This window comes from Nonomuraea sp. NPDC049607 (assembly GCF_040675375.1).
GTDB lineage: Bacteria > Actinomycetota > Actinomycetes > Streptosporangiales > Streptosporangiaceae > Nonomuraea.
The window spans coordinates 71538-97615 of record NZ_JBFAOV010000001.1 but is presented as its reverse complement, the minus strand read 5'-3'; the positions used below and the strand labels follow the sequence as shown (position 1 = coordinate 97615).

The following is a 26078-nucleotide window of genomic DNA, read 5'->3' as shown; positions in this document are numbered from 1 at the left end:
CCCGCTTCGCCTGGGCACATCGTCCTAGGACCCCGCTCCCGGAGCGGGACCCTAGAGTGGGTCCGTGAGCTCACCGGACCGAGACGAGATCCTTCAGGCGGTGAGCTCCGCCGTGCTCGCGGTCACCCGCCACCTGTCGGTCCGCGAGGTGCTCCAGGTCATCGTACGGTCGGCGCAGCGCCTCCTCGACGCCCGCTACGCCGCCCTGGGCGTGCCCGACGACGACGGCTCGTTCGCCGAGTTCGTCGCCGAGGGCATGACCGACAAGCAGTGGGAGGCCATCGGCCCGCTGCCCAGGCAGCACGGCATGCTCGGCGCGATGCTCCGCGAGGGCACCCCGGCCCGGCTGCCCGACCTGCGGGAGGACCCGCGGTTCGAGTGGTGGCCGAAGGCCCATCCGGTGATGAAGGACTTCCTCGGCGTGCCGATCCGCGACGCCGAGCAGGTGATCGGCATCATCTTCCTGGCCAACAAGCGCACCCCCGGCGGCTTCACGCAGGAGGACCAGGAGCTGCTGACGCTGTTCGCCGCGCACGCCGCCATCGCGCTCACCAACGCCAGGCTCTACGAGCGCGGGCGCGAGCTGGCCATGCTGGAGGAGCGCAACCGGATGGCCCGCGAGCTGCACGACGCGGTCACCCAGAAGCTGTTCTCGCTCAGGCTGACCGCCCAGGCCGCCGCCACCATGCTGGACAAGGCCCCCGAGCAGGCCAAGGCCGAGCTGGAGCGCGTGCAGCGGTTGGCCGGGGAGGCGTTGTCGGAGCTGCGCGCGGTGATCGTCGAGCTGCGTCCGGCCGAGCTCGACCGCCACGGGCTGGCCGAGACGTTGCGCAAGCACGTGCGCCTGCTCGACCGGCTCCACCCTTCGCTGGTCATGTTCGAGTGCGACGAGCTGCCGCCGCTCGACCCGCCGGTGGAGGTGGCCGTGCTGCGGGTGGCCCAGGAGGCGCTGCACAACGCGCTCAGGCACTCGGGGGCCTCGCGGGTCTCCGTACGCCTGGTCTTCGAGGGCGGGGCGCTGGCGCTGACCGTCCACGACGACGGCGACGGCTTCGAGCAGGGCGAGTCGCGCGGCCTCGGACTGGTGTCGATGCGCGACCGGGCCGAGTCGGTCGGCGGTGTCATGACGGTCTCCTCGGCGCCCGGCCAGGGGACCACCGTACGCGTGGAGGTGGGCGTGTGATCCGGGTGCTGATCGCCGACGATCATCCGGTGGTCCGGCAGGGGCTGCGGACGTTCCTCGACCTCCAGGACGACATCACGGTCGTCGGCGAGGCGGCCGACGGCGCGCAGGCCGTCGAGCTGGCCGGCGAGCTGGCGCCCGACGTGCTGCTGCTCGACCTGAAGATGCCGGTGCTCGACGGGCTCGGCGCGCTGGAGCGCCTGACCGGCTCGGCCACGCGGGTGGTGGTGCTGACGTCGGTGAGCGACCGGTCCGACGTCGGCCCGGCGATGCGGGCGGGGGCCTCGGGCTTCCTCTACAAGGACGTCGATCCGTCCGCGCTGGTCCAGGCCGTGCGCGCGGTGCACAACGGACAGGTGCTGCTCGCGCCGGAGGCGGCCGAGGCGATGTTGTCCGCCCCGGTGGCCGCGTCCGCCGCCGCGCCGGGGCCGGCGCCGCTGACCGAGCGCGAGCGCGAGGTGCTCGCGCTGATCGCGGCCGGGCGGTCCAACAGGGAGATCGCGCGGAGTCTCGCCGTCGCGGAGAAGACGGTCAAGACCCACGTGTCGAACGTGCTGATGAAGCTGGGCGTCCAGGACCGGACCCAGGCCGCGCTGTACGCCGTACGGCACGGCCTGGCCTGATCAGCCGGTCAGGTGTCCTTCTTCTTGTTCGACTCCTCGTGGCTGGCCGGCGGGTTGAACTCCTTGACGGGAGGCGGCGGCGTCCAGCGCTTCGTGGGCTTGCGCGGCGGCACCACGATCGTGGTCTTGGCGGTCCTGAGCCAGTAGTAGCCCTTGATGCCGAGGCGCTTGAGCTCTTCCTTGTCGATGTTCTCCATGCCCTGGTCGACGTCGTACGCGATGACGCCGAGCTTGGCGACGGCCACGCCCTTGGTGCCCTTCTTCATGGTGACCTGGAAGTTCAGCCAGTCCGTCTTGCCCTTCTGCAGGACGAACTTGCCCCAGCACCAGAACCAGCGGTCCTCCCAGGTGCACTTCGTGCCCTTCGGCGCCCCCCAGCGCAGCGTCGGCACGACGCCCTTGGGAACCTGCCCGCCGATCCAGTAATAGTCGGCGTAGTACGGCCCCAGGTTCTTCGCTTTGAGGTAGTACGTGATCTTTCCGCCACGTTTGGTGCGATTGTTGTACTTCAAGGAGATTTTGAAGTTCGAGAACGGCTTGGCCGCGACGGCTTGCGTCGTCGCAGTCGCAGCCGTAGTCGTGGTCACAGTGGTGGCCACAGTGGTGTTCGTCGCGGCCTCTGCCTGGGCCGGAGCCACCAAGGGCGCGGCGGCCAGGCCGCTGACTAAGAACAGGCTGAAGCTTTTGCGCATGTGACGGCTTCCCCCTACGGTGCTGGAAATCCTCGATCTTCTCCGTGATTATTGCGTAGGGCAAATTTTTCGCAAAGAGCGATGATCTTTCGTGACTTGGGATGGCTTGCGGGCGTTCGCATGGCTCATCACGCTTGCGATCGGGGGACTTAGCGCAAGGGGAGGACCAGGTGCCGGAGACGCACCCGTTACAGCCCGGCGATCCGCGATCGCTCGGCGTCTACCGGCTGGTGGAGCGCCTCGGGAAGGGGGCCCAGGGGGTCGTCTTCAAGGCGGAGGGGCCCGACGGGCAGATCGTCGCGATCAAGCTGCTGAACACGCTGCTCGACCAGCCAGGGCTCGACGGCGAACGTTTCCTGCGCGAGGTCGCCGCCGCGCGCCGGGTCGCCCAGTTCTGCACCGCGCGGGTGCTGGGGGCCAACATGGACGGCGAGCAGCCGTACATCGTGAGCGAGCTGGTCGACGGGGTCTCGCTCCAGGTCGTGGTGCAGCGGGAGGGGCCGCGCCAGGGCGGGGCGCTGTACCGGCTGGCCGTGGGCACCGTGACCGCGCTGGCCGCCATCCACCGGGCCGGGATCGTCCACAGGGACTTCAAGCCGAGCAACGTGCTGCTCGGGCCCGACGGGCCGCGCGTGATCGACTTCGGCATCGCCAGGGCGTTGGACTCGGCGATGACGATCAGCAGCGGGGTGGTGGGGACGCCGGCGTACATGTCGCCGGAGCAGATCTCGGGCGAGCGCGTGGGGCCCGCCGCCGACCTGTTCAGCTGGGCTCTCACCATGCTGTACGCCGCCACCGGGCGGCCCGCGTTCGGGCAGGACAGCCTGCCTGCGGTCATCTACCGGGTGATGAACGAGGAGCCGGACCTGTCGGTGCTGCCCGACGAGCTGCGGCCCCTGGTGCGGGCGTGCCTGCGCAAGCGGGCCGAGGACCGGCCGACGGCGGCGGACGCGCTGTTCGCCCTGCTGGAGAACCAGGGGGCGGCCGATCTGGACGACGAGGTCGCCCTCACCACCGGCTCCCAACTCGCCGCCGACCACCCCCACCCCACCCCCGCCCTCCCAACCCCCCCGGGCTCCACGCCTCCGGGGCCCACGCCTCCGGGTTCCACGCCTCCGGGTTCCACGCCTCCAGGCCCAACGCCTCCGGGGCCCGCGCTTTCGGGGGCTGCGCCTCCTGTGCACGCGCCCGGCGGCCCCGGAGGTGGGACGCCACAGGTTGCGCCGGCGGCGACCGGGTGGGCCAATCCGTCGGGGGCGTCCTACTCGCCGCCGCCTCCGGTGGCCCCTGCCGGGCGCCCGCCGGTCCAGGGCCTGCCCGCGCCTGGCGGGCCGGTGGCGGGCCCGCCTGCGCCTGGCGGGCCGGTGGCGGGCCCGCCTGCGCCTGGCGGGCCGGTGGCGGGCCCGCCCGCGCCTGGCGGGCCGGTGGCGGGCTCGCCTGCGCCAGGTGGGCCGATGGCGGGGCCGCCCGGGGCAGGGGGGTGGGTGCCCGGACCGGGGGGTGCCGGGGGGCGGTTCGAGGGGCCGGAGCGGGAGGGGGACACGCGGTACGTACGGCAGGCGCCCCCCGCGCCCTACGGCCCGCCCCGGCAGCTTCCGCCGCCCTACCCCATGGGCCCGCGCCCGCAGCCGCCCGGGAGTGGCAACGACGCGTTCTTCAGGCACACCCCCGCCGTGGTGCCGCCCGACGAGGCCAAAGCCAGGCGCAGGCGGGCGATCATGGTGTCCAGCGCGCTCGTCGTGGCGCTCGCGCTGGCCGGCGGCGTGCTGTTCCTGGGCCCGAGGATGTTCACCCCGAAAACCCCGCCGAGCCCCGACGCGGCCGGAGCCACCACGATCGCCCCGAGCCCCGGCCTGCCCACCGTCCTGCCCACGACCCGGTCCGCGAGCCCGCCCGCGACCCAGTCCGCGAGCCCGCCCGCGACCCAGTCCGCGAGCCCGCCCGCGACCCAGTCCGCGAGCCCGCCCGCGACCCAGTCCGCGAGCCCGTCCACACCGGCCCCGAGCCCCGCACTCACCCCCACCCCCACGCCCACCCCCGCACAGGCGATCCCGCTCGCCGCCCTCGGCAAGCAGGACGGCAAGTCGCTCAAGGGCCACACCAAGGGCGTCCAGACGATCTCGGCCCTGCCCATGGGCGACGGCCGGACCTGGCTGGTCTCCGGCGGCCAGGACGGCCGCGTCCGCCTGTGGGACCTCGGCAAGCACAAGCCGTTGGCCACCATGAAGGGCCACAGCGAGGAGGTGTACGCCGTGGCCGCCGTCATGGTCGGCAAGACCCCCATGGCGGTGTCCGGTGGCTACGACGGCAGCGTGCGCCTGTGGAACCTCAAGACCCACAAGGGCAGGGTGCTCGGCTGGCACGGCGACGCCGTCTACTCGGTCGCGCTGACGAGGACGGGCCGCAAGTGGATCGCCGTGACCGGGGACGCCAAGGGCTGGCTGCGGTTCTGGGACGTGAAGAAGCGCAAGGCGACCGGCAGGATCGTCAAGGCCCACAGCAGGTCGGTGAACTGGCTCAACGCCACCCGCATCGGTGACCGCGAGATCGTCATCTCGGCCGGCGAGGATTCCACCGTCCGGATGTGGGACGTGGCCCGTCACAAGGCGTACGGAAAGCCGTACAAGGGGCACACGAAGGGCGTGTACGCGATCGCGGTCGGCAGGATCGGCGACCGGACCGTGATCGCGTCCGGCGGGAAGGACCGGAAGATCCGGATCTGGGACCCGAAGACCGGCAAGACGATCGGCTCACCCCTGTCGGGTCACAAGAAGATCGTCTACTCCTTGTCCTTCGGCCCTCTGGGCGGGCGCACGGTCCTGGTGTCCGGCTCGACCGACGGGACCATCCGCCTCTGGGACCCCGACACCCACAAGCCGCTGGGCAAACCGGTCAAGGCCCACAAGCACGGCGTGTACGCGGTCGGGATCGTCCCCACGGGCGGTGACCCGGTCGTCGTGTCGGCCGGCAAGGACAAGGTCATCCGGGTCTGGAGGCCGAAGGAGGAGACCGGGTCCTGAGCCGCCTACGAGTTGCGTACCGGCTCGAAGATGGCGTGGTGGGCGGCCACGAGCGCGCGGCGGACGGCCCGGTCGAGGTCGCGCAGGGCCGCCGCCCCGGCCGCGACCTGGGACGAGGTGAGCCCGCGGTCGCCGGCCAGGACGAGCACGGCGGCCAGCCGGGTGGCCAGCGTGGAGACGCGGTGGGCGCGGGCGGGATAGCCGGGGGCCAGTTCGCCGCCGCTCTCGGGCCGGTCGGGACGGGCCTGGACGGGCCCGCCGACGCCGGTCAGCGCCTCGGTGGCGGCGCGCATGGCGGACGACAGCTCGTGCTCGGCCTCGGCCAGCGACGGCAGGTCCTGGCGTACCGGCCCGGCGTCGTGCACCTCCAGCCGCGTCCCCACGTAGGAGGACCCGCGCCGGTCGGGGACGGGCACCAGCCCGAGCCGCCGGTCGCGCAGCACGGCGACCGCGGCCTGCCCGGCGTCGAGCGCGGAGGAGTTGAACGTCGGGGGCCCCGACAACCCCAGCGGGTCGCCGGGCGCGGGAAGGGCGAGCCGGAACTCGTGCAGTCCGTCGGACCGCAGGTTTGCGAGGTATTTACGCAGCGGGACGTCACCGGCCACGACGGGCCCCGCGACGGCTTCCACGTGGTCAGCCGCCTCGTCGAGGCCGACATGACCGGAGAGCCACGCGTTGCCCCAGGCGACCAGTGAGGGACAGACAGGTGATTCAGGGCGCACCGATCCACGATAAGCGCTCGCCCTGCAATAGGTTTGTCCCGAGGGAGACTCCAAAGGAGGGAACGGGGATGGGTGGTCAGGTGCTGCGGCTCCAGGACGTCGCCGTCAGGCGTGACGGAGCGGCCCTGCTGCGCGGCATCGACTGGACGGTCAACGAGGACGAGCGCTGGGTCGTCATCGGTCCCAACGGCGCGGGCAAGACCACGTTGTTGCAGGTCGCCGCGACGTTGCTCTATCCGACCGAGGGCGTGGTCGAGGTGCTGGGCGAGCGGCTGGGGCAGACCGACGTGTTCGACCTGCGGCCGCGCATCGGGCTGGCGAGCGCCGCGCTGGCCGAGCGCATCCCGCCGGAGGAGAAGGTCATCGACCTCGTCCTGACCGCCTCGTACGCCATCATGGGCCGCTGGACGGAGGAGTACGACTCCAACGACGTGACCAGGGCCGTCGAGCTGATCGACATGATGGGCGCGGCCCACCTGATCCGGCGGCGGTTCGGCACCCTGTCGGAGGGGGAGCGCAAGCGGGTGCAGATCGCCCGCGCGCTCATGCCCGACCCCGAGATGCTGCTGCTCGACGAGCCGGCCGCCGGCCTCGACCTGGGCGGCCGTGAGGACCTGGTGCGCCGCCTGTCGGCGCTGGCGGGCGACTACCGCTCGCCGACGCTGGTGCTGGTGACGCATCACGTCGAGGAGGTGCCCAGCGGGTTCACGCACGGGCTGCTGCTCCGCCACGGGTCCGTCGTGGCGCAGGGGCCGCTCGAACACGTGATGACGGCCGACCACCTGTCCCAGACGTTCGGGGTGCCGCTGACGCTCGACCGGAGTGCCGAGGGCCGCTGGTACGCCAGGGCACACTGACCTCGCTGTATCGCCATTTATGCGGATATCGGTCGCCTAAAGGTGAAACGAAATATCATGCACCGAGTCGGTCCCCTCGACTTCGGAGCTTCGCCATGTCGACCGAGCAGCTCATCGTCGCCCTCGTCGTCGTCGCGGCGATGGGCTTCGTCGTGGCCCGCAGCATCCGGATCATCCCGCAGGCGACGGCGGCCGTCATCGAACGGCTGGGCCGCTACCACCGCACGCTGACCCCCGGGCTCAACGTGGTGATCCCGTTCGTCGACCGCATCAAGGAGCTGATCGACCTGCGGGAGCAGGTGGTCTCGTTCCCGCCGCAGCCGGTGATCACGTCCGACAACCTGGTCGTGTCGATCGACACGGTCATCTACTTCCAGGTCACCAACCCGAAGGCGGCCACGTACGAGATCGCCAGCTTCCTGATCGGCGTCGAGCAGCTCACGGTCACCACCCTGCGCAACGTGGTCGGCGGCATGGACCTGGAACGCACGCTGACGTCCCGCGAGGAGATCAACACCGAGCTGCGCGGCAGCCTCGACGAGGCCACCGGCAAGTGGGGCATCCGGGTCAACCGGGTCGAGCTGAAGGCCATCGACCCGCCCACCTCCATCCAGGACTCGATGGAGAAGCAGATGCGCGCCGACCGGGACAAGCGCGCCGCCGTGCTGGCCGCCGAGGGGCAGCGCCAGGCGGCGATCCTGGCCGCCGAGGGCGACAAGCAGGCGGCCGTGCTGCGCGCCAGGGGCGAGGCGGAGGCCGCCGTGCTGCGGGCGCAGGCCGACGCCGAGGCCCAGGCCATGCGGGCCAAGGGTCAGGCGGACGCAATCGGCATGGTGTTCAAGGCCATCCACGACGGGAACCCCGACCAGCGGCTCCTGGCCTACCAGTACCTCCAGACCCTGCCCGAGATCGCCAAGGGCGACGCCAACAAGCTCTGGATCGTGCCCTCGGAGATGGGCAAGGTGCTGGAGGGGCTGGGCGGGCTGTTCAGCCCGCCCGCCGCGAAGGACCGCGACGGCTGATTCTCAAACACATGTACGGATAAATACCGGACTAAGTGGGTATAAATCCGTACATGAAGGGTGATCGGGTGGAGATCGTCATCGACGCGGGCGGCTCCCCGCGAACCTACGAAGTCACGGCCACCCGCGCGGGCCGGCGCGTCGAGGTGGCCAACCGGCGCGGACTGGTGGAGGTGAGCGAGGTCACCCGCAGCGGCACGCCCGTGCGGACGGCCCGCTTCATGTCCAGCCGGATCCTCGCCCTCGTGGAGCACCCGGCCGACGAAGCCGCCGGGGACGACTAACGGAAGTCCGCCACGTGGTCCTCGGCCCACTGGCGGAACGTCAGCGGGGGCCGGCCGAGCAGCCGCTGGACAGTGTCGGTCACCCGCTCGGGGTTGTGCACGGCCGCCCCCCAGCCCTTCAGCGCGCCCTCCACGAAGCCCGGGTCGCCCCAGGCGGCCAACAGGTGCTCGCGGGCCTCGTCGAGCGGCTGCTCCTCCCAGCGCACCTCGTGCCCGGCCACCTCGCCGATGATCCGCACCTGCTCGGCCTGGGTGAGCTGCTCGGGGCCGGAGAGCACGTACTTGCCGCCCGTGTGCCCGGCGGAGGTGAGCACGTGCGCGGCCACCGCGGCGATGTCCTTCTCGTGGATCAGCGCCCTGACCGCCTGCCCGAACGGCCAGCGCACGACCCCCTGCCTGATCTGGCCGGCCCAGCCCAGCGTGTTGGCCGCGAAGCCGCCGGGGCGCAGGAACGTCCAGGACAGCGTGGAATGCCGGATCAGCCGCTCGACGCTCTGGTGGAACAGCGTCGGCTCCTCGCCGTCGGCCAGGTCCTCGACGTCGGCGGACAGGTAGACCACGCGGCGGGCGTGCCTGGCGATCGCCGTCACCGCGCCGGCGGTCGCCGCCTCGGAGTAGCCGGGCCACAGCAGGAAGACGGTCTCGACGTCCCGCAGCGCCGGTTCGAGTGACTCGGGCACGGTCAGGTCGCCGCGCACCGCCTCCACGCCCGCGGGCAGCCGTGCCCTGTCGGGGTTCCTGACCAGCGCTCGCACCTCAAGGCCCGCCTCCGCGAGCTGGGAGACCACATGACTGCCCACATTGCCGGTCGCGCCGGTCACCAGAATTTTGCTCATGGGCCCGACGGTAAGACCTCAAGTCGACTTCAGGTCAACCCCGGTCTTACCTGGATCGTGCCGTCGCGGCGGATGCGGGTCTCGAACATGGGCGCGGGGGCGGTCGCGGGACCGTGCTTCACCGAGCCGTCGGTCAGCCGGAACGTGCTGCTGTGCCACGGGCAGACCACGCACGCCTCGCCGTCCTCCATGACCAGCCGGCCCTGGTGCAGCGGGCCGGCGAGGTGCGGGCAGCGGTCGGCCAGCACGGTGACGCCGTCGCCCTGGCGCAGCACGAAGAGCTGGATGTAGCCGAGCCTGCGGGCGACCGGCCGGCCGTCCGGCAGGTCCTTGAGCGGGCACAGGTCGTGCCAGCCCAGCGGGACGAGATGGGTGATCTGCGGGGCGTGGTTGGCCCCGGCGGCCTGGCGGTAGGCCATGTGGCCGCCGAGGTAGCCGCCCAGCCCGCCCAGCCCGAGCCCCGCGTACGACAGCACCCGCCCGGCCCGCTCGGCGCCGCGCAGCCGGGCCACCAGCGAGGCCGACATCAGGCCCAGGGCGGCCATGTTCGCGGCCATGTGGACGAACCCCACGCGCTGTTGCTCGCGGTGGAGCGAGGACCAGTCGGTCAGCCCGGCCGCCGCGGTGGGCAGCGCGTTGGCGATGCCCGTGGCCAGGAGCAGCCTGCTCGCCCGGGGATCGGCGTGGGCCAGGTCGAGCACGGCGGCCGACAGCCAGCAGCCGAGCGTGACCGTGGCCAGCGGCGGGTGCAGCGGTTTGCCCGTGGGCACGCCGTGCAGCAGGTCGCGCAGGGCGCCCTGACGCAGGCGCTCGCGTACGACCTTGGCCAGCCCTCGGATCGGTTTGTCCATGGCCTTCGACTTCTCAAGTCGATCGGCGAGGTCAACCGGACCGACGAAACCCCGCAATTGCCGACGTCTCGCTCGCACTGTCTCTTTCACGACAAGTCCCCTACCCCGGCCTTGACGGGATCACTCGGAGAGGTGTCCCCTGGCCACGGAGAGTTCTACCAGCTCCAGCGCGTACGCGCCGAGGGAGGCCGACCCCTCCTGGATGATCCGCACCTTCTCCCTGACCTCGCCGGCCGTCACCTTGAACAGCGGCCAGGTGCCGCCCTCGGTGTGGTGGTTGGCCAGGATCGGCGCGAACCGGTCGAGCGCCTTGGCGAACCTGGCCTCCGGCGTCACCCTGGCCTCGAACTCGTCCCAGAGCTCCCGCAACCGGGCGCCCTGCTCGCCGGGGAGCAGACCGAAGATGCGGTCGGCCGCGGCGGTCTCGGCGGCGGCCTGCGCGGCGACGGCCACGTGGTCGTAGACGAAGGTGTCGCCGGCGTCGATCTCGACCAGGTCGTGCACGAGTAACATGGCCACCACCCGCTGGAGATCCGTTCCCGGCGGGGCGTGCTCGCCGAGGACCATCGCCAGCGTGCCCACGTACCAGGAGTGCTCGGCGGTGTTCTCCCGGCGCGAACCGTCGATCAGATGGTTGCGGCGGATGACCCGCTTCAACTTGTCGATCTCGACGGCGAAGGCGATCTGGGCGTTCAGGCGGTCCTCTTCTGGCGCGATAGTCACGCGCGACACCCTAATGTGCGGTGATCACCCCGGTTGGTGAAATCCTGACCGGAACTCCGTTGAACACTGCGTTACCACTTGGGATATCCAGGGCGGATTCGTCCGTCAGCACGTTCACGTTGACCCCGGCGTGTTGCGCCGCCACCTGCTGCGTGCTGCCCGCGTGCCCCCAGCCGTGCGGCAGGCTGACGACGCCCGGCATGATCGTGTCGGTGGGCTCCAGCGTCACCGTGAGGCTGCCCGCGGCCGAGGTGACCACGGCCCTGCCGTCCAGGCCGAGCCTGGCCACGTCGGCGGGGTTGATCTGGAGCGTGCAGGTGTTCGACCCGCCGACCAGCGGGCCCACGTTGTGCAGCCAGCTGTTGTTGGACCGCAGGTGCCGCCGCCCGATCAGGACGATCTCCGGCGGCTCGTCCGCCAGCCTGCCGCGCAGGCGCTCTACGTCCTCGACGAGCTGCGGGGGAGCCAGCTCGATCAGGCCGGAGGCGGTCTTCAGCACCTCGGGCAGCCGGGGCTCCAGCGCGCCGAGGTCCAGGCCGTGCGGATGGTCGAGCAGCTTGCGCAGCGACAGGTCGCCCTGGCCGGACCACTCGCCGTACGGGCCGAGCCTGAGCATGAGGTCCAGCCTGCGCTCGCCGCCCGTCTCGCCGTCCAGCCCGGCCCGCAGCTCGGCCGCGTCCCGGCCTTCTACGCCGGAGCCGGGGGTCTGCGCGGCCTTGCGCAGCGTCTCGCCGATCAGGAACTCGTCCAGGTCCTCCGCACGCCCTTCCATGCCGGACGCGATCATGGCGAGCCTGGCCAGGATCTCGGCCTCGCCGGGCCGTCCGTCCAGTGGCAGCGCGGGGCGCGAGTAGCGGGCGTAGTTGCGTACGGCGAACCCGAGCAGCGCGAAGTCGTAGTGCCCCGACTGCAGGACGCGCGGCGGCGGCAGGACGACGTGCGCGTGCCGGGTGGTCTCGTTCAGGTACGGATCGACGCTCACCATGAAGTCGAGCCCGCCGAAGGCCGCGTCCAGCCGGTCGCCGTGCGGCGCGGACAGCACGGGATTGCCCGCGACCGTGACCAGCATCCTGACCTGGCCCTCGCCCGGCGTCTCGATCTCGTCGGCCAGCGTGGCCACGGGCAGCTCGCCGTTGGCCTCGGGCAGCTCCCTGACCCGGCTGCGCCACCGGCCCACCGTGTACGGCCGCCGCCGCGCCCCGAACTCGGTCGCCGGCTTGGGGAACATGGCCCCGCCCGGCCGGTCGAGGTTGCCGGTGAGCACGTTGAGCACGTCCACGAGCCACTGGGCCAGCGTGCCGAACTCGGTCGTGCACGTGCCGATCCTGGCGTACACGGCGGCCGTCCGCGCGCCGGCCAGCTCCCTGGCCAGCCGGACGATCGTCGCGGCCGGCACGCCGGTACGCCGGGCGACCGCCTCGGGCGGGAAGTGCTTGGCCGCCTCGCGCACCTCCGCCAGCCCGTTGACCTCCTGCCACGGCCTGGCCAGCTCCTCGGCGAACAGCGTGTGGACGATCCCGAACAGCAGGTACGCGTCCGTGCCCGGCCGGACGAACACGTGCTCGTCGGCCAGCGCGGCCGTCCTGGTCCGGCGCGGGTCCACCACGACGACCCGGCCGCCGCGCCGGCGCAGGGCCTTCAGCCGGCCGGGGAAGTCGGGGGCGGTGCACAGCGAGCCGTTCGACTCCAGCGGGTTGGCGCCCAGCATGAGCAGGTAGTCGGTCCTGTCCAGGTCGGGGACCGGCACGGCCAGCGGGTGGCCGAACATCAGGCCGCTGGCGACGTGCTTGGGCATCTGGTCGGCGGTGGCGGCGGTGTAGACGTTCCGGGTGCCGAGCGCCTTGATCAGCGGCCCGGCGTAGAGGGCGCCGGCCATGGTGTGGGCGTTGGGGTTGCCCAGGTAGATCGCGACCGCCTGACGCCCGTACCGCTCGGTGACCCGGCCGAGGCCCCGCTCGACGGCCGTGAACGCCTCCTCCCAGCTCGCCTCGCGCCACTGGTCGCCCTCGCGGATCAGCGGGTTGCGCAGGCGGTCGGGGTCCTCGTCCAGACGGCCCAGGCTCGCGCCCTTGGGGCAGATGAACCCCTTGCTGAAGGGATCGTCCCTGTCGCCGCGGACATCGGTGACGTGGCCGCCGTCGTCGAGGGTGAGCGTCAGGCCGCAGACGGCCTCGCAGAGCGGACAGGTCCGGTGGACGGTCGACGTCATCACGACTCCTGAGTTCGCCGGGTGAACTCATCTTGGACCGTCTCGTCCGCATGGGGAAGCCCCGGGAGCCCCCGCGGTCCCCGGGGCGTGGTTCAGGAAGATGCCCGGTATTCCTGGATCACCGGCTGACTTGCGGCAACGCCAGTGGCGTGCGCAGATCGGGCGGCTCCTTGAGGTCGGACCTGAGCGGCGTCCAGGAGCGGCGGCCGTACAGGCGTTCCAGCCCGGGAGCGGTCACGCCTGGCAGCTCGTCCCGCCGGACGATCTCCACGACCAGCAGCTGGGCCCGGTCGCGGTGCCTGTGGACGGTGGCACTCCTGGCCCAGCAGGCCGCCGCGATCTCCTCGGCGTACGCCTCGAACTCCTCGGCCGAGATGCCCGCCCTGGTCATGACCAGCGCCTTCTCGCCCCTGGCCGACGGCGTGATCCAGAGCACCAGCGGGATCCGGCCCGCTCGGGTGTGCATGGTGGTCTCCAGGCAGACCCGCTGCAGGCGGTGCCGGGAGACCACGCACCAGAAGTGGGCGACGGCCCAGTTGCGGCCCGTCCTGGTGGCGGCGGGCACCGAGACGGCGCTGCTCAGCAGGACGAACGGCACCCAATGCCCGTCCCGCGTGGCCCCGAGCAGGGCCAGGACGAACAGCCCCGCCACGCCCAGCACCATGACCTCGCTGCGGACGCGCCAGAGCCGTACCAACAGGCCGCCGCCGCCCGCGCCCGGGAGGTCCTCGTTGGCCGGGTAGATCTGGTTGCGCGGGTTCCTCGACACCTCAGGACACCTCCTCGGGCACCAGCGACGTCACCGTGAGCTGGTCGAAGCGTGGGTCGCGGTAGGCGCGGGCGCCAAAGCCCGTCCTGGTGACGGTCCAGCCCCGGTAGATGGCGAACTCGTCCGGCTCCATGCAGATCTCGCGGTCGGCATACGCGATGCATTCCCGGATCCGGGACTTGATTCGGCCGATCCCCTTGGTACCTTGTGAGTACATAGAAGACCCCTTTCGCGGCATTTCCAGAGGTGGCTTCTTCGCCGGGTCGCAGGTCGGGTCCCGTCCCGCCGCAGGGTGGCAGCCCATATGCGGCGAACGCGGATCCGGTCTCGGCCCGGCATTCTTTTTTCGTGCTCAGACGAGCGACAGTCGCGACGTTCTCTCAGACGATGGGACGGTCCTTCCGGCAAGCGGCCTCCCTGGGGCGGACATTCGTATCCGGGACGGCTCCGTTGCCGGTGAGGCGGCGCTCGCGCGGGCGCCCGATCGTGAGCGGAGAGCCCGACGTGCGAGGCCGTTTCGTCATTCCGGCCTCCCCTCGTCGGTCGAGAACCCTCCTGGCTCGATCGTCCTCCGGGTTCCGGGATGCTGCAATACATCGAGCAAGGGAAGATTTAAGTTTCTTCGCAGATTGCTGTTCCAGTTGCGCTGCAACTTGCACGGATTCTGTCACGGGTTTCAAGGGGTGCAGCGCCGACCGAAATCCTCGTCCCACCTCTATACCTACGTGAAGCCTTGCCTTGCTCCTACGCTCTCTCCGTGAAAGCCTTCGAGCAACCCCGCGCGGCAGAGTTCGTGCAAGTTGCAGTGTAAGATCGGGTGAACGGCCCACAAACCGGGTTGCCAAACGATCCGTTCCCGCCACGCCTTCATTCCCGACAAGGAGAGTGGACGGTGCCATCGCAGCAGGGCAGTCCGACAGTGCGCAGGCTCCGCCTAGGCCAGGAGTTGCGCCTCCTTCGCGAACGACGGAAGTTCACCGGGGCCCGCGCGGCGAGAGAGCTCGGCTGGTCGGCCAGCAAGGTCAGCCGCATCGAAGCCGCGAAGACCATGCCCAGCGCGGCCGACATCAAGGCGCTCGGCGAGCTCTACAGCCTCGACACCGCCAGACTTGACGAACTCTTCGGCCTGCTGCGAGATGCGGAGCAGCGTGGGTGGTGGGAAGATTATGAAGACTCCCTGCCCGAGGAGTACATCAGGCTTCTCGGGCTGGAGGCGGAGGCGACGGTTCAGCGCAACTGGGAACCCCAGTTGGTGTCCGGTCTCCTCCAGACCGAGGACTACGCGCGAGAGGTCATTCTCTCCGCGAGCGGAATCGTCCGGATCACGCACAGCGGCGTGCGCAGCCGCGTCGAGGCCCGCCTCGACCGGCAGCAACGGGTCCTGCACCGGCCCGATCCCTGCCGCCTCAACGTGGTGCTCGACGAAGCGGTGCTGATGCGGCGCTTCGGGGAGCCCTCGGTCATGCGGGAGCAGATGGAGCACCTCATCGAGGTCTCCACGTTGCCGCACGTCAACGTCCGGGTGTTGCCGCTGGATTCGCTCCATCCGGTCAATACCGGGGCGTTCATTCACCTGAAATTCACCGGCTTCGACGACGTCGTCTATCTGGAGCACTTGTACACTGCGCACTTCGTGGACGATCTCGAACGAGTCGCCGGATATGAGAACGCTTTTGACCACATGTGGGCAGAGGCGCTCGACGAGGACGAATCCCGCGTGCTCATCCAACGCAAAGCCATGATGTGGCGACGCTAGAGCACGCGGTCCCAGGAGGCGGGCAATGGGGCCCGTCTATAGCCTTTGGGGAGAAAATGCATACCAGCACGATCCAGAACTGGCGGAAGAGCACCTTCTGCAACGGCGCGACCTCTTGTGTCGAGGTCGCCCCCCTGGGAGACGGCAACGTCGCCCTGCGGGACAGCAAGGTGGACGACGGGCCCGTGCTCGTCTTCACGCCGTCCGAGTGGGCCGCCTTCACGGCCGGCGTCCGCGACGGGGAGTTCGACCTGCAGACCTTGGCCGCAGCCGGGTGATCAGGCGGCCCTGACGAGTTGACGACACAACCTTCAGGGCCGCCCATGACGAGGCCCGGCCGGAGCCCACCGGCCTGGTTCGCCTCGGAGTATCCACCGGAGCCGGTCCGCAGCCGCCGCCGCAGCGTTCAGCGCGGCAGGCCGAGCGCGGCGGACGACCAGCTTGAGGAAGAACGGGCCCGCGTCCCGTGAGGGGATCGTTGCCGGAGAGTGCGTCAGCGGCGGGCGCGGACGAGGAAGAGGCTGCTCAGGCCCGCCAGTACGGCCAGGCCGGCCATCGCGACGGCGGCCATGAGGGAGGCCGAGACGGTGCCGTGGCCCTGGCTCAGTGAGATGAACAGCGTGCCCACGGTCGAGACGCCGATGACCTGGCCGAGCTGCATCACGGTGAGTAGCGCGCCGCTCGCGTCCGCCGCGTAGGCGCCGTCCACCTGCTCGGTCGCCATGTTGGTCACCGCCACCTGCACGCCGAGACCGGCGCCGATGAGGGCGCTCATGATCGCGTAGACGACGCCGCCGTCGGCGGCGAGGCCGAGACCGAGATAGGCCGGCGCGGCCACCACATAACCGACCGGGACGAGCGGGCGCTGCAACCCGGCGGGCAGGCGCGGCCACAGCAGGCCGACGATGCCGAAGGCGAGCGCGCACGGCACCATCATCATCCCCGAGCCGAGCGGGGAGAAGTGCAGGTCGCCCTGGAGGTGCAGGGCCGAGGTGAACAGGAACGCGCCCCAGGTCGCCGGGCCGAACAGCAGGATCGCCAGGCCGGGACGCATGCCCGGCGCCGCCAGCACCTTGGCGTCCACCAGCGGACGCCCGCCACGACCGGTCACCCAGCGCTCAACGCGGACGAACGCCACGAACATCACGACACTGAGCCCCATCGAGACCCAGCCCCAGACCGGCCAGCCGAGGTCACGCCCGAGCACCAGCGGCACCACGAACAGCAGCACGGCCGCCGACAGCGTCACCAGGCCCCACGGGTCGAGCCCGGTCCTGCCGCCGCCCTCGTCGGCGGGCAACGCGCGGAACCCGATGCCGAGCAGTACGGCCGCCACCGGCACGAGCACCAGGAACACCACCCGCCACCCGGCGCCGAAACCGAGCAGAATGCCGCCGAGCGCCTGGCCGACGACGATGCCGCCGCTGATCACCAGCGACCACAGGCCGATCGCCCGGCCCCGGGCCGCGCCCTGGTAGTTGCGCTGGATCAGGGTCAGCACCTGCGGCATCATCATCGCGGCGCCGGCGCCCTGGGCGAGGCGGAAGCCGATCAGCCAGCCCGTCGAGGGCGCGAGGCCGGCGCCGAGCGTGGTGACGGTGAACAGGGCCAGCCCGCCGAGGAAGGCGTTGCGGTAACCGAAGAGGTCGCCGATCCGGGCGCCGGTGATCAAGAGGACGGCATAGACAATGGTGTAACCGGCGACGATCATCTGCAGCCCCGCGCCGGAGGAGTGCAGGTCCGCCTCGATGGTCGGGGTGGCCACGTTGACGATGTTGACGTTGAGGATGGCCAGGAACTGCCCGACGAGGATCACTGCGAGGAGCAGACCGCTGGCCTTGGCCCTGTCCGGTGGGGTTGCCTGGACAGGAGAGGAAACAGTGGCGGATTCGGTCATGTGTTTCATTATTGTGCGTACCTGGTACCAGTAACGAGTGTCCCTTTATACTGGTATTGGCGGCACCTGGATAAGTGTGCGGCGATGCCCCCATAGTGGAGGTGTGACCGTGACCGAGGCAAGACGTACGGATCTGGCGGCGTTCCTCCGCACCCGCCGGGCACGCATCACCCCCGAGATGGTGGACCTCGCGCCGGGCCCCCGCAGGCGTACGCCGGGGCTGCGCCGCGAGGAGGTCGCCCAGCTCGCCGGGGTGGGCGTCACCTGGTACACGTGGCTGGAGCAGGGCCGGCCGATCAACGTCAGCGGCCAGGTGCTCGACGCCGTCGCCCGTACGCTCATGCTGGACAACGCCGAGCGCCAGCACCTCTACCGGCTCACCGGCCAGGCCGAGGCGCCCGCCGTCGTCGACGCCGGCCGCATACCGGCCGAGATGCAGGGCATCCTCGACCAGCTCGGCGACATGCCCGCGTCCGTCACCAACAGCCGTTCGGACGTGCTGGCCTGGAACGCCTCCTACGCCGCCCTGTTCCCGCACGTCGTCGAGGCCCCGGACGGCGAGCGGAACTCGCTCTGGCAGACCTTCGTCAACACCGCGGTCCCGACCAGGCTCGTCAACCGCGAGTCGGAGCTGCCGCGCGCGGTCGCGGTCTTCAGGGGCGCCTACAGCCGGCACTCCGACGACCCCTGCTGGCAGGACTTCGTCCGGCGGCTGAGCGCCGAGAGCGCCGAGTTCGCCCGCATGTGGGCCAGGCAGGACGTGGCCGAGCCCGGCCCCCGGGTGAAGCACTTCGAGCACGAGGTCGTCGGCGCCCTCCGCTTCAGTACGACCAGCCTGAACGCCTCCTCCGCGCCCGAGATGCGACTGATCGTCTACAGCCCCCAGGACGACGCCACCAGGTCCACTTTGGCATGGTTGGTGGGAAGTGGTGATACCAAGTCCTAATCTGCCGCCCATAGAATGCTCGATCCGGAAAAGTCTGGATCGAGTGGAAATGGCGGTAGATGAGACTCCCCCGTGTCCTGCCGGTGCTGGTCGTCGCCGCCTCCCTCGCGGCATGTTCGTCGGCACCCGAGAAAGAGCCGCAGAGCAAGCAGGTCGACCAGCAGGCGGCCGAGTCGCCGAGCCGGAAGCCGAAGCCCGTACGAAAGCCCTTCACCATCTCCTTCGGCGGCGACGTGCACTTCGAGGGCGTCCTGCGCGGCAGGCTCGCCAACCCGGGCACCGCCCTCGGACCCATCGCGAACGTCCTGCGCAAGTCCGACCTGTCGATGGTCAACCTGGAGACCGCCATCACCACGGCCGGGACGCCCGCGCCGGGCAAGCAGTTCACCTTCCGCGCGCCGGCGACCGCGTTCGCCGCGCTCAAGGCGGCCGGGGTGGACGTCGCCTCCATGGCCAACAACCACGGCATGGACTACATGGAGAGCGGCCTGACCGACTCCCTGGCTGCCATCAAGCGCAGCAAGTTCCCGATCGTGGGGATCGGCGCGAACGCGGCGCAGGCCTACAAACCCTTCCGTAAGACCGTGAACGGCAACCGGGTGTCGATCATCGGCGCGACGCAGGTGCTCGACGCCGAGTTCATCCAGTCGTGGACGGCCACGGCCGACAAGGGCGGGCTGGCCTCGGCCAAGGACGAGGCGAGCCTGCTGAAGGCCGTACGCCAGGCGCGCAAGAACTCCGACACCGTCATCGTGCACCTGCACTGGGGCACCGAGATGCAGAAATGCCCCAACGAGGCCCAGCGCTCACTCGCCCCCAAGCTGGTCGCGGCGGGCGCCGACGTCGTGGTCGGCGGGCACGCGCACATCCTGCTCGGCGCCGGATACCTGGACGACGCCTACGTCAGCTACGGCATGGGCAACTTCGTCTTCTACAACTCGACCCCGGGCACCACGGGCAGGACGGGCGTGCTGACGCTGACCATCAACGGCCGCAAGGTACTCAAGGACCAGTGGACCCCGGCCACGATCCAGGGCGGCATCCCGGTCCCCATGACGGGCACGGCCAAAACCCAGGCCGTGAACGACTGGAAGGCCCTGCGCTCGTGCTCGGGGCTGGCCGCGCGCCCCTGAGCGATCCACCCTCCGGACGGTTCGACGGGCCACCCCGGGGAGAGCCGTCGCCGATATCCCGCAAATTGAAGAATATTCGCAAAATATCGTCTCGCAATATAGTGTGCCGAACAATATGACGGTCGCGCCCACCGGGACTTTCTCGAACACACCATCGGCGGCGATCCGCGGGACGTTATCCGGAGCGGCGTCCCGAGGACGCCGAGGGGACCGGACGGACGTCCACCCTGCCCTGCGGGCCTGCGTCGCAGCGCACATTCGGCCCGTTGAGCAGCGCGGAAATACGGTTATGCCGAGTCGCGGATTTCGCCATGGGCGACGCGGCGCGGTAGCCGTCCGAGAAATCCCGCAAATGAGTAGGTAACGATCGTGCCGACGAGAGAAGATGAATCCGTGTCCTCGCCGCAAATGGATGATGACTGCGTCCACCCCAAAGCTCTCCGGCGGCAGCCGGCCCAACGCCGCAGCGCCCGGCGCGTCGAGCGCATGCTCGACGCCTGTGCCGAACTCCTCGACGAGACCGGCTACGAGGCCCTGTCCACCACCCGCATAGCCGAGCGGGCAGGCGTCGCGATCGGATCGGTCTACCAGTTCTTCCCCGACAAGCGGGCCATCACCCAGGAGCTCACCCGGCGCAACGTCGAGCAGTTCGTGGCGCGGGTGGGCCGCCGGTTCATGGAGGAGGAGTACCGCGGCTGGTGGGAGGCCGTCGACGCGATCATCGACGAGTACGTCGACATGCACCGCACGGTCCCCGGCTTCAGGAGCCTGCACTTCGGCGACGTCGTCGACCTCAACCTGCTCGACTCCGACTCCGAGAACAACACGGTCATCGCGGGCAGGCTGCGCGGCCTGCTGTTCAAGGGGTTCGGGCTGGCCGACAGCGAGACGCTCGACCTGGCCGTGCTGGTCGCCGTCGAGGCCGGCGACGCGGTGCTCAAGCTGGCCTTCCGGCGCGACCCCGCCGGCGCGCCGGACATCATCGACGCCGCCAAGCATCTGGTGCGGGGGTTCCTGTCGCGCCAGCTCAGGTCGTGGTCGCCGCACGAGCTGACCGAGGGCGACGTGGGACGCTGACGCAGATCTGGGCATGACAGCAGTGAGCGATCTTTCATTCACTGTCCGTCACAGGTCTCGGGAGGTGAAGATGTCCGATCTTCCACCGTCCGCCTTCCACCGCAGTGCTCCCATCGATCCCCGTCGCAGGCGTGGGCCGGCCTACGCCACGCTCGGGCTCGTCCTGGCCGTGGGCGCCAGCGGGATGATCGGTTACACGGCCGGGTACGCCGCCGACGACACGGAGCCGGCGGTGATGACCGTGCGGCCCGTGGTCGCCTGCCGCGCCGTCCCGCCCGTGGCCGTGCCCGCCGAGGTCGAGGCGCCCGCCCGTCCGGAGGCCGTCGCGGGGGTGCCCGCGCGTCCGGGGGTGCGTCCGGCGGTCGTCGTGAAGGCGCCCGCGCGTCCGGGGGTGCGTCCGGCGGTCGTCGTCGGGGCGCGGGCCCATCGGGAGCGCGCCCGCGTCCGGCGGCCCGCCCGCCCGAGCGCCGTCCGGGTGGCCCCTCCGGTGGCGGTCCCGGTGAAGGCACCAGTCAGGGCCCCGGTGAAGGAACAGGTGAAGGCGCAGGTGCAGGCTACGGTCCGAGCGCCGGTCAGGGCGTCGGTGAGGGTGCCGGTCAGGAAGCCGGTGAGGGAGGCGTTGAGGGAGCTGGACGTCGCCCGCGTGCCAGGGCGCTCACCGCTCGAAGCGCTCGTCCAGGAGATGCGCGGCGACCTCTACGCACAGGTGATCGACCGGATCACCGGCCGGTACCGGCGATGACCGGCCGCTGAGCGCCCGGTTCGGTCCGCTGCCACGACCCGGGCGCCAGGGCCTCCGCCTCCCGGTGCAGGCGTCTCATGAGCTCCCGGTCGCCCAGCGCCGTCGCGGGCACCTGCTGGATGCGCGGCGTCAACGGCGTGCGAAGGCACGGCAGGGGGAAGGACACCGGCCGGACGTCCCGGGCCTGCCTGACGTCGAGCCTGGCCTCCAGCGCGTGCAGGTTGCGCTCGGCCGTCTGGATGGCCTCGAACCGGGCCGACAGATACCCGGCCACACCGGGCCCGAGGGCCGAGAGAACGACGGCACAAGCCAGCGTGAAGGTCATCTGCTTGGACATGCCCATTACAGCCCCCTCCGCCCGCGAGACGCAAAGCATCGGATATATGCCCTATGACCTGCACAGACACGCGCAGCGTAACCAGTCTTTGACGGGACGTTGCCGAATTTGCATGTGACCGGCGATGCGCATTGACCGGGCAAAGCGCCTGGCGGCTCGGTAGTCTCGCGGTGTGGCGCATGTGACCCGAGAGCACCTTGATCGTCTGCTTGAGCAGGCCCTGCTGGCCGACGACCACAGTTCCTTGGCCAGTCGGCTTTACGACGTCGCGCTCGGTTATTCGTCCGGCGACGTCTCCAGGGCGTCCATCCTCGTCCTGGCCGCCGAGGAGTGGCGAGCGGCGGGACAGCCCGCACGCGCGATGGAGTGTTTCCAGCGCGCCGTGGAGGACGGCGGCGACGCGGGCTTCGACGCGCGCGCCGGCATCGCCGACACCCTCTTCGAGCTCGAAAGGCCCGACGAGGCCCGGGAGCTCATCGAGACCATCCGCGCGGAGGGCGATGTCTCCACGACGACCGCCCACACCATCGCGGAGACCCTGGTCGCCTACGGCGATCTCCAGGGCGGCCTCGAATGGGCCACCCAGGCGGTGCTGGGCTGTGACGAGGGCGACCCCGAGCAGGTGGCGCTGCTGCGGACGCGATACCGGATCAGGGTCGACCTCGGCCTTCCGGAAGACGAGCTCGACGAGCTCGTCTCCTAGTCGAGGGGGCCGGACCGGTGGGCCCCGCGCGGGGCCCTGCTTGTCGCGCGCCCGCAAGAACCGCGCGGGAGCAAGCGCGTTGCCCGTCGTGTGCCTGTGGAGCTGGGCCGGAGGGGTCGCGTCAGTGTGTGACGCGGCCCCTCCGGTTGAGAAAGCCGGGCGCGGCAGGCACGACCCGCGCCCGGACACTTCGGCTCAGCGCAGGTCGAGGTTGGGCAGCAGGCGGCTGAAGCCGTCGATCGCGGGGTAGCCGCCGGGCAGCGTGGAGGCGCCCTCGATGCCCTCCACGGCCTTGGGCAGCAGGTTCGAGATGAGGTCGCCGCCGACCTCCCGTACGGGCTGCCGAGCCTCCGCGGCCGACCGCGCCGAGCGGGCCGACGCGGGGGCGGTCGGCTTCTCGCCGACCGTCATCTCGGCGGGCACCCGGGCCGCGATGGGCGGCTGCGGCAACGCGGGGAGCGCGGGCAGAGCGGGCACCTGGAGCGTCGTCGCCAGGTCCCGCATGCCGCTCTCGCCGGAGGCCATGGGGAACAGCGCGGGCGAGACGCTGGTCAGCGACGGCATGCCCCACGTCGCCCCGACGCCCCCGAGGTCGGCCAGCGGTCCCATGGCGGACCTGGCGGCGGCCAGACCGGTCAGACCGAGCCGCCTGGCCATGGCCCCGGCGGCCACGGCGAGCTTGCCGACCTCTTCGGTGACGACCCGGTGGCCGTTCGTCTTGTTCTCGTTGAGCTGGAGGCTGGTACGGCCGTCGCAGAACGAGGCGACCGCCTGGAACCGCGGCCTGCAGGTGTCGGCCACCGAAGGACCGGCGACCGGCCAGGTGACGCCCACGGTCAGAGCGGCCACCGCCAGGATGCTTCGGATCTTCTGAGATGCCACCGCATGTCCCTCTGATCGGAATCGGTGATCTGACGAACGCCGAAGGTAGTCACCTGCCCGACCGGTCGCGTGCGGCTTGTGCGAAGGGTGGCGGGAACCTTACCCCGCCGCGACGCGGGATGACCCTGCCATGACATGCGGGAGCCCGGGGATCGTGAGGATCCCCGGGCTCCGGTGACGCGGGTCTCAGCCGCGCCGGACGACCAGCTCGTCGTCGCCGAGCTCCACCTCGACCTTGTCGCCGTCGGCGATCTCGCCGGACAGGACGGCCTTGGCCAGCTTGTCGCCGATGGCCGACTGGACCAGGCGGCGCAGCGGACGGGCGCCGTACAGGGGGTCGTAGCCGGTGAGCGAGAGCCATTCGCGGGCGGCCGGGGTGACCTCCAGGGTCAGCCGGCGGTCGGACAGGCGCCGGGCCAGGCGGTCGACCTGGAGGTCGACGATCTGGGCCAGCTCTTCGGAGCCGAGCGCGTCGAAGAGGATGACGTCGTCGAGCCGGTTGAGGAACTCCGGCTTGAACGAACCGCGCACCGCCCCCATGACGGCCTCGCGCTTGGCGTCGTTCTCCAGCTTCGGGTCGACCAGGAACTGCGAGCCGATGTTGGAGGTCAGGATCAGGATCGTGTTGCGGAAGTCGACCGTGCGGCCCTGGCCGTCGGTCAGCCGTCCGTCGTCGAGCACCTGGAGGAGGATGTCGAAGACCTCCGGGTGCGCCTTCTCCACCTCGTCCAGCAGCACCACCGTGTACGGCCGCCGCCGGACGGCCTCGGTGAGCTGGCCGCCCTCCTCGTAGCCGACGTAGCCGGGAGGCGCGCCGACGAGCCTGGCCACGCTGTGCTTCTCGGAGTACTCGCTCATGTCGATGCGGGTCATCGCCCGCTCGTCGTCGAACAGGAACTCCGCCAGCGCCTTGGCCAGCTCGGTCTTGCCCACCCCCGTGGGGCCGAGGAACAGGAACGAGCCCGTGGGACGGTCGGGGTCGGCGATGCCGGCCCGGCTGCGGCGTACGGCGTCGGAGACGGCCTGTACGGCCTGCTGCTGGCCGATGAGCCGCCGGCCCAGCTCCTCCTCCATGCGCAGCAGCTTGGCCGTCTCCGCCTCCAGCAGGCGCCCGGCGGGGATGCCCGTCCAGGAGGAGATGACCTCGGCGATGTCGTCGGCGCCGACCTCCTCCTTGACCATGGCGTTGTCCGGCGGCGCGGCGTCGGAGGCGGCCTGGAGGGCCTGCTCCAGCCGGGGCACGTCGGCGTACATGAGCCGGGAGGCGGCCTCGAAGTCGCCGTCGCGCTGGGCCCGCTCGGCGGCGCCTCTGGCCTCGTCGAGCTGCTTCTTCAGCTCGCCGACCTTGTTGAGCCCGGCCTTCTCGTGCTCCCAGCGGCCGACGAGCGCGTTGAGCTCCTCCTGGCGGTCGGCCAGCTCCTGGCGCAGGCGGTCGAGCCGCTGGACCGACGCCTCGTCGGTCTCCTTCGTCAGGGCCAGCTCCTCCATCTTCATCCGGTCGACGTTCCGCTGGAGCTGGTCGATCTCCACGGGACGGGAGTCGATCTCCATGCGCAGCCGCGAGGCGGCCTCGTCGACCAGGTCGATGGCCTTGTCGGGGAGGAAGCGGTTGGTGATGTAGCGGTCGGACAGGGCGGCGGCGGCCACCAGGGCGCCGTCGGCGATCTGCACCTGGTGGTGGGCCTCGTAGCGGCCCTTGAGCCCGCGCAGGATCGCGATCGTGTCGCCGACCGTGGGCTCGCCCACGTAGACCTGCTGGAAGCGGCGCTCCAGCGCGGGGTCCTTCTCGATGCGCTCGCGGTATTCGTCGAGCGTGGTCGCGCCGATCATGCGCAGCTCGCCGCGGGCCAGCATGGGCTTGAGCATGTTGCCGGCGTCCATGGCGCCCTCGGCGGCCCCCGCGCCGACGACGGTGTGCAGCTCGTCGATGAACGTGACGATCTGCCCGTTGCTCTCCTTGATCTCGGAGAGCACGGCCTTGAGCCGCTCCTCGAACTCGCCGCGGTACTTCGCGCCGGCCACCATCGCGCCCAGGTCGAGCGAGATCAGCCGCTTGTTGCGCAGCGACTCGGGCACGTCGCCGGCCACGATGCGCTGGGCCAGGCCCTCGACGACGGCGGTCTTGCCCACGCCGGGCTCGCCGATCAGCACCGGGTTGTTCTTGGTGCGGCGGCTGAGCACCTGGACCACGCGACGGATCTCCGAGTCGCGGCCGATCACCGGGTCGAGGCCGCCCCCGCGGGCCCGCTCGGTGAGGTCGACGCCGTACTTCTCCAGCGCCTGGTAGGTGTCCTCGGGCGTCTCGCTGGTGACGCGGGCGTGGCCGCGTACCTTCTCGAAGGCGTCGAGCAGCGCCTGCGGGGTCGCGCCCTGCGCCTTCAGCAGCTCGGCCATCGGGCCGCCGTCGGCCGCCAGGCCGACGAGCAGGTGCTCGGTCGAGACGTAGAGGTCTTCGAGCCGGTTGGCGTGCTGGGCGGCGGTGTGCATGACGGTGAGGAGCTGCCGGGAGCTCGAAGGCGCGCCCACTGTCGCGCCCTGGGCCTTCGGCAGCGCCGCGAGCTGCTCCTCGACGCGTGCCCGCAGCGTGCGCCAGTCGGCGCCGACCGCTTCGAGCAGCGGGACGGCCGTGCCGCCCGTCTGGGAGAGCAGCGTGGAGAGCAGATGGGCCGGTGAGATCTCCGGGTTGCCCTCGGCGGCGGCGCGCCGCATGGCACCCGAGAGCGCTTCCTGGCTCTTCTGGGTGAGCTTGTAGTCCATAACCTAGGCCCCCGGTGGCAGCTCGTAGCGGATCAGCGCCCTGACCATCCGCATCTC

Annotated in this window: 26 protein-coding genes; 14 read left to right on the top strand and 12 right to left on the bottom strand. The window is 70.9% G+C overall.

Features of this window, described 5'->3' with window-relative positions:
* Positions 1-64: 64 nt before the first annotated feature.
* A complete protein-coding gene (locus AB0J97_RS00530) occupies positions 65-1183 on the top strand; it encodes a GAF domain-containing sensor histidine kinase (RefSeq protein WP_357692543.1) in 1119 nt (372 codons plus the stop codon).
* Complete coding sequence (locus tag AB0J97_RS00525) at positions 1180-1806, top strand: response regulator transcription factor (protein ID WP_364082701.1); 627 nt, start codon at positions 1180-1182, stop codon at positions 1804-1806. Before AB0J97_RS00530 ends, AB0J97_RS00525 begins: the two co-directional genes overlap by 4 nt.
* Positions 1807-1814: 8 nt before the next feature.
* Here AB0J97_RS00525 and AB0J97_RS00520 read toward each other — a convergent pair whose 3' ends face one another.
* Complete coding sequence (locus tag AB0J97_RS00520; protein ID WP_364082698.1) at positions 1815-2318, bottom strand: hypothetical protein; 504 nt, start codon at positions 2316-2318, stop codon at positions 1815-1817.
* Here AB0J97_RS00520 and AB0J97_RS00515 point away from each other — a divergent pair.
* Both AB0J97_RS00515 and AB0J97_RS00510 read left to right on the top strand, forming a co-directional pair.
* Positions 2308-2502, top strand: coding sequence for a hypothetical protein (locus tag AB0J97_RS00515; protein WP_364082695.1), 195 nt, complete (start codon positions 2308-2310; stop codon positions 2500-2502). The two genes, AB0J97_RS00520 and AB0J97_RS00515, sit on opposite strands and share 11 nt — an antisense overlap.
* A gap of 166 nt (positions 2503-2668) precedes the next feature.
* Positions 2669-5518 (top strand): protein kinase, encoded by a 2850-nt coding sequence (locus tag AB0J97_RS00510; RefSeq protein ID WP_364082692.1) that lies wholly within the window; start codon positions 2669-2671, stop codon positions 5516-5518.
* A 5-nt stretch (positions 5519-5523) separates the two neighbouring features.
* On the opposite strand, the gene AB0J97_RS00505 is transcribed toward AB0J97_RS00510, so the two are convergent.
* Positions 5524-6240 carry a hypothetical protein gene (locus AB0J97_RS00505; protein WP_364082689.1) on the bottom strand — a complete coding sequence of 239 codons (717 nt, stop codon included), beginning with the start codon at positions 6238-6240 and terminating at the stop codon, positions 5524-5526.
* A gap of 68 nt (positions 6241-6308) precedes the next feature.
* Between AB0J97_RS00505 and AB0J97_RS00500 the strand changes: the two genes are divergently transcribed.
* From AB0J97_RS00500 to AB0J97_RS00490, 3 genes are all read left to right on the top strand, one after another.
* A complete protein-coding gene (locus AB0J97_RS00500) occupies positions 6309-7097 on the top strand; it encodes an ABC transporter ATP-binding protein (protein ID WP_364082686.1) in 789 nt (262 codons plus the stop codon).
* A 95-nt stretch (positions 7098-7192) separates the two neighbouring features.
* The gene (locus AB0J97_RS00495; RefSeq protein ID WP_364082683.1) at positions 7193-8119 is read left to right on the top strand and encodes an SPFH domain-containing protein; all 927 of its coding nucleotides are present in this window, start codon (positions 7193-7195) and stop codon (positions 8117-8119) included.
* Between the two features lie 53 nt (positions 8120-8172).
* The gene (locus AB0J97_RS00490; RefSeq protein ID WP_352319104.1) at positions 8173-8403 is read left to right on the top strand and encodes a hypothetical protein; all 231 of its coding nucleotides are present in this window, start codon (positions 8173-8175) and stop codon (positions 8401-8403) included.
* Here the strand turns inward: AB0J97_RS00490 and AB0J97_RS00485 are convergent.
* The 6 genes from AB0J97_RS00485 to AB0J97_RS00460 all read right to left on the bottom strand — a co-directional run bounded on the left by AB0J97_RS00485 (position 8400) and on the right by AB0J97_RS00460 (position 14008).
* Positions 8400-9239 (bottom strand): NAD(P)H-binding protein, encoded by an 840-nt coding sequence (locus AB0J97_RS00485; RefSeq protein ID WP_364082679.1) that lies wholly within the window; start codon positions 9237-9239, stop codon positions 8400-8402. The genes AB0J97_RS00490 and AB0J97_RS00485 overlap by 4 nt on opposite strands.
* 29 nt (positions 9240-9268) lie before the next feature.
* A complete protein-coding gene (locus AB0J97_RS00480; RefSeq protein WP_357692522.1) occupies positions 9269-10090 on the bottom strand; it encodes a Rieske 2Fe-2S domain-containing protein in 822 nt (273 codons plus the stop codon).
* Between the two features lie 120 nt (positions 10091-10210).
* Positions 10211-10822 (bottom strand): HD domain-containing protein, encoded by a 612-nt coding sequence (locus AB0J97_RS00475; protein ID WP_357692520.1) that lies wholly within the window; start codon positions 10820-10822, stop codon positions 10211-10213.
* Position 10823: 1 nt separating this feature from the next.
* Positions 10824-13022, bottom strand: coding sequence for a molybdopterin-dependent oxidoreductase (locus AB0J97_RS00470; RefSeq protein ID WP_364082675.1), 2199 nt, complete (start codon positions 13020-13022; stop codon positions 10824-10826).
* Between the two features lie 118 nt (positions 13023-13140).
* On the bottom strand, positions 13141-13791 hold the full coding sequence (locus tag AB0J97_RS00465; RefSeq protein WP_364082672.1) for a hypothetical protein: 651 nt from the start codon (positions 13789-13791) through the stop codon (positions 13141-13143).
* A 1-nt stretch (position 13792) separates the two neighbouring features.
* On the bottom strand, positions 13793-14008 hold the full coding sequence (locus AB0J97_RS00460) for a hypothetical protein (RefSeq protein ID WP_364082669.1): 216 nt from the start codon (positions 14006-14008) through the stop codon (positions 13793-13795).
* Between the two features lie 675 nt (positions 14009-14683).
* Between AB0J97_RS00460 and AB0J97_RS00455 the strand changes: the two genes are divergently transcribed.
* Both AB0J97_RS00455 and AB0J97_RS00450 read left to right on the top strand, forming a co-directional pair.
* Positions 14684-15547, top strand: coding sequence for a helix-turn-helix transcriptional regulator (locus tag AB0J97_RS00455; RefSeq protein WP_357692512.1), 864 nt, complete (start codon positions 14684-14686; stop codon positions 15545-15547).
* A 56-nt stretch (positions 15548-15603) separates the two neighbouring features.
* The gene (locus AB0J97_RS00450) at positions 15604-15825 is read left to right on the top strand and encodes a DUF397 domain-containing protein (RefSeq protein ID WP_357692510.1); all 222 of its coding nucleotides are present in this window, start codon (positions 15604-15606) and stop codon (positions 15823-15825) included.
* Positions 15826-16040: 215 nt separating this feature from the next.
* Here the strand turns inward: AB0J97_RS00450 and AB0J97_RS00445 are convergent, their stop codons facing one another.
* Entirely contained in the window at positions 16041-17363 is a 1323-nt protein-coding gene (locus AB0J97_RS00445) for an MFS transporter (RefSeq protein WP_357692508.1), read from the bottom strand.
* Positions 17364-17553: 190 nt separating this feature from the next.
* Between AB0J97_RS00445 and AB0J97_RS00440 the strand changes: the two genes are divergently transcribed.
* The 4 genes from AB0J97_RS00440 (at position 17554) to AB0J97_RS00425 (ending at position 21342) form a co-directional block, all read left to right on the top strand.
* Positions 17554-18390, top strand: coding sequence for a helix-turn-helix transcriptional regulator (locus AB0J97_RS00440; protein WP_364082664.1), 837 nt, complete (start codon positions 17554-17556; stop codon positions 18388-18390).
* Positions 18391-18449: 59 nt separating this feature from the next.
* Entirely contained in the window at positions 18450-19523 is a 1074-nt protein-coding gene (locus AB0J97_RS00435) for a CapA family protein (protein WP_364082661.1), read from the top strand.
* Positions 19524-19931: 408 nt separating this feature from the next.
* A complete protein-coding gene (locus AB0J97_RS00430; protein ID WP_357692501.1) occupies positions 19932-20600 on the top strand; it encodes a TetR family transcriptional regulator in 669 nt (222 codons plus the stop codon).
* A gap of 70 nt (positions 20601-20670) precedes the next feature.
* Complete coding sequence (locus AB0J97_RS00425) at positions 20671-21342, top strand: hypothetical protein (protein ID WP_364082657.1); 672 nt, start codon at positions 20671-20673, stop codon at positions 21340-21342.
* Here the strand turns inward: AB0J97_RS00425 and AB0J97_RS00420 are convergent.
* Entirely contained in the window at positions 21320-21679 is a 360-nt protein-coding gene (locus AB0J97_RS00420) for a hypothetical protein (RefSeq protein ID WP_364082654.1), read from the bottom strand. The two genes, AB0J97_RS00425 and AB0J97_RS00420, sit on opposite strands and share 23 nt — an antisense overlap.
* Positions 21680-21851: 172 nt before the next feature.
* Between AB0J97_RS00420 and AB0J97_RS00415 the strand changes: the two genes are divergently transcribed.
* Positions 21852-22382 carry a tetratricopeptide repeat protein gene (locus AB0J97_RS00415; protein WP_357692495.1) on the top strand — a complete coding sequence of 177 codons (531 nt, stop codon included), beginning with the start codon at positions 21852-21854 and terminating at the stop codon, positions 22380-22382.
* Between the two features lie 195 nt (positions 22383-22577).
* Here AB0J97_RS00415 and AB0J97_RS00410 read toward each other — a convergent pair whose 3' ends face one another.
* Together AB0J97_RS00410 and clpB are read right to left on the bottom strand one after the other, a co-directional pair.
* A complete protein-coding gene (locus AB0J97_RS00410) occupies positions 22578-23264 on the bottom strand; it encodes a hypothetical protein (protein ID WP_364082651.1) in 687 nt (228 codons plus the stop codon).
* Between the two features lie 186 nt (positions 23265-23450).
* Positions 23451-26021, bottom strand: coding sequence for an ATP-dependent chaperone ClpB (gene clpB, locus AB0J97_RS00405; RefSeq protein ID WP_364082648.1), 2571 nt, complete (start codon positions 26019-26021; stop codon positions 23451-23453).
* Between the last annotated feature and the right edge of the window lie 57 nt (positions 26022-26078).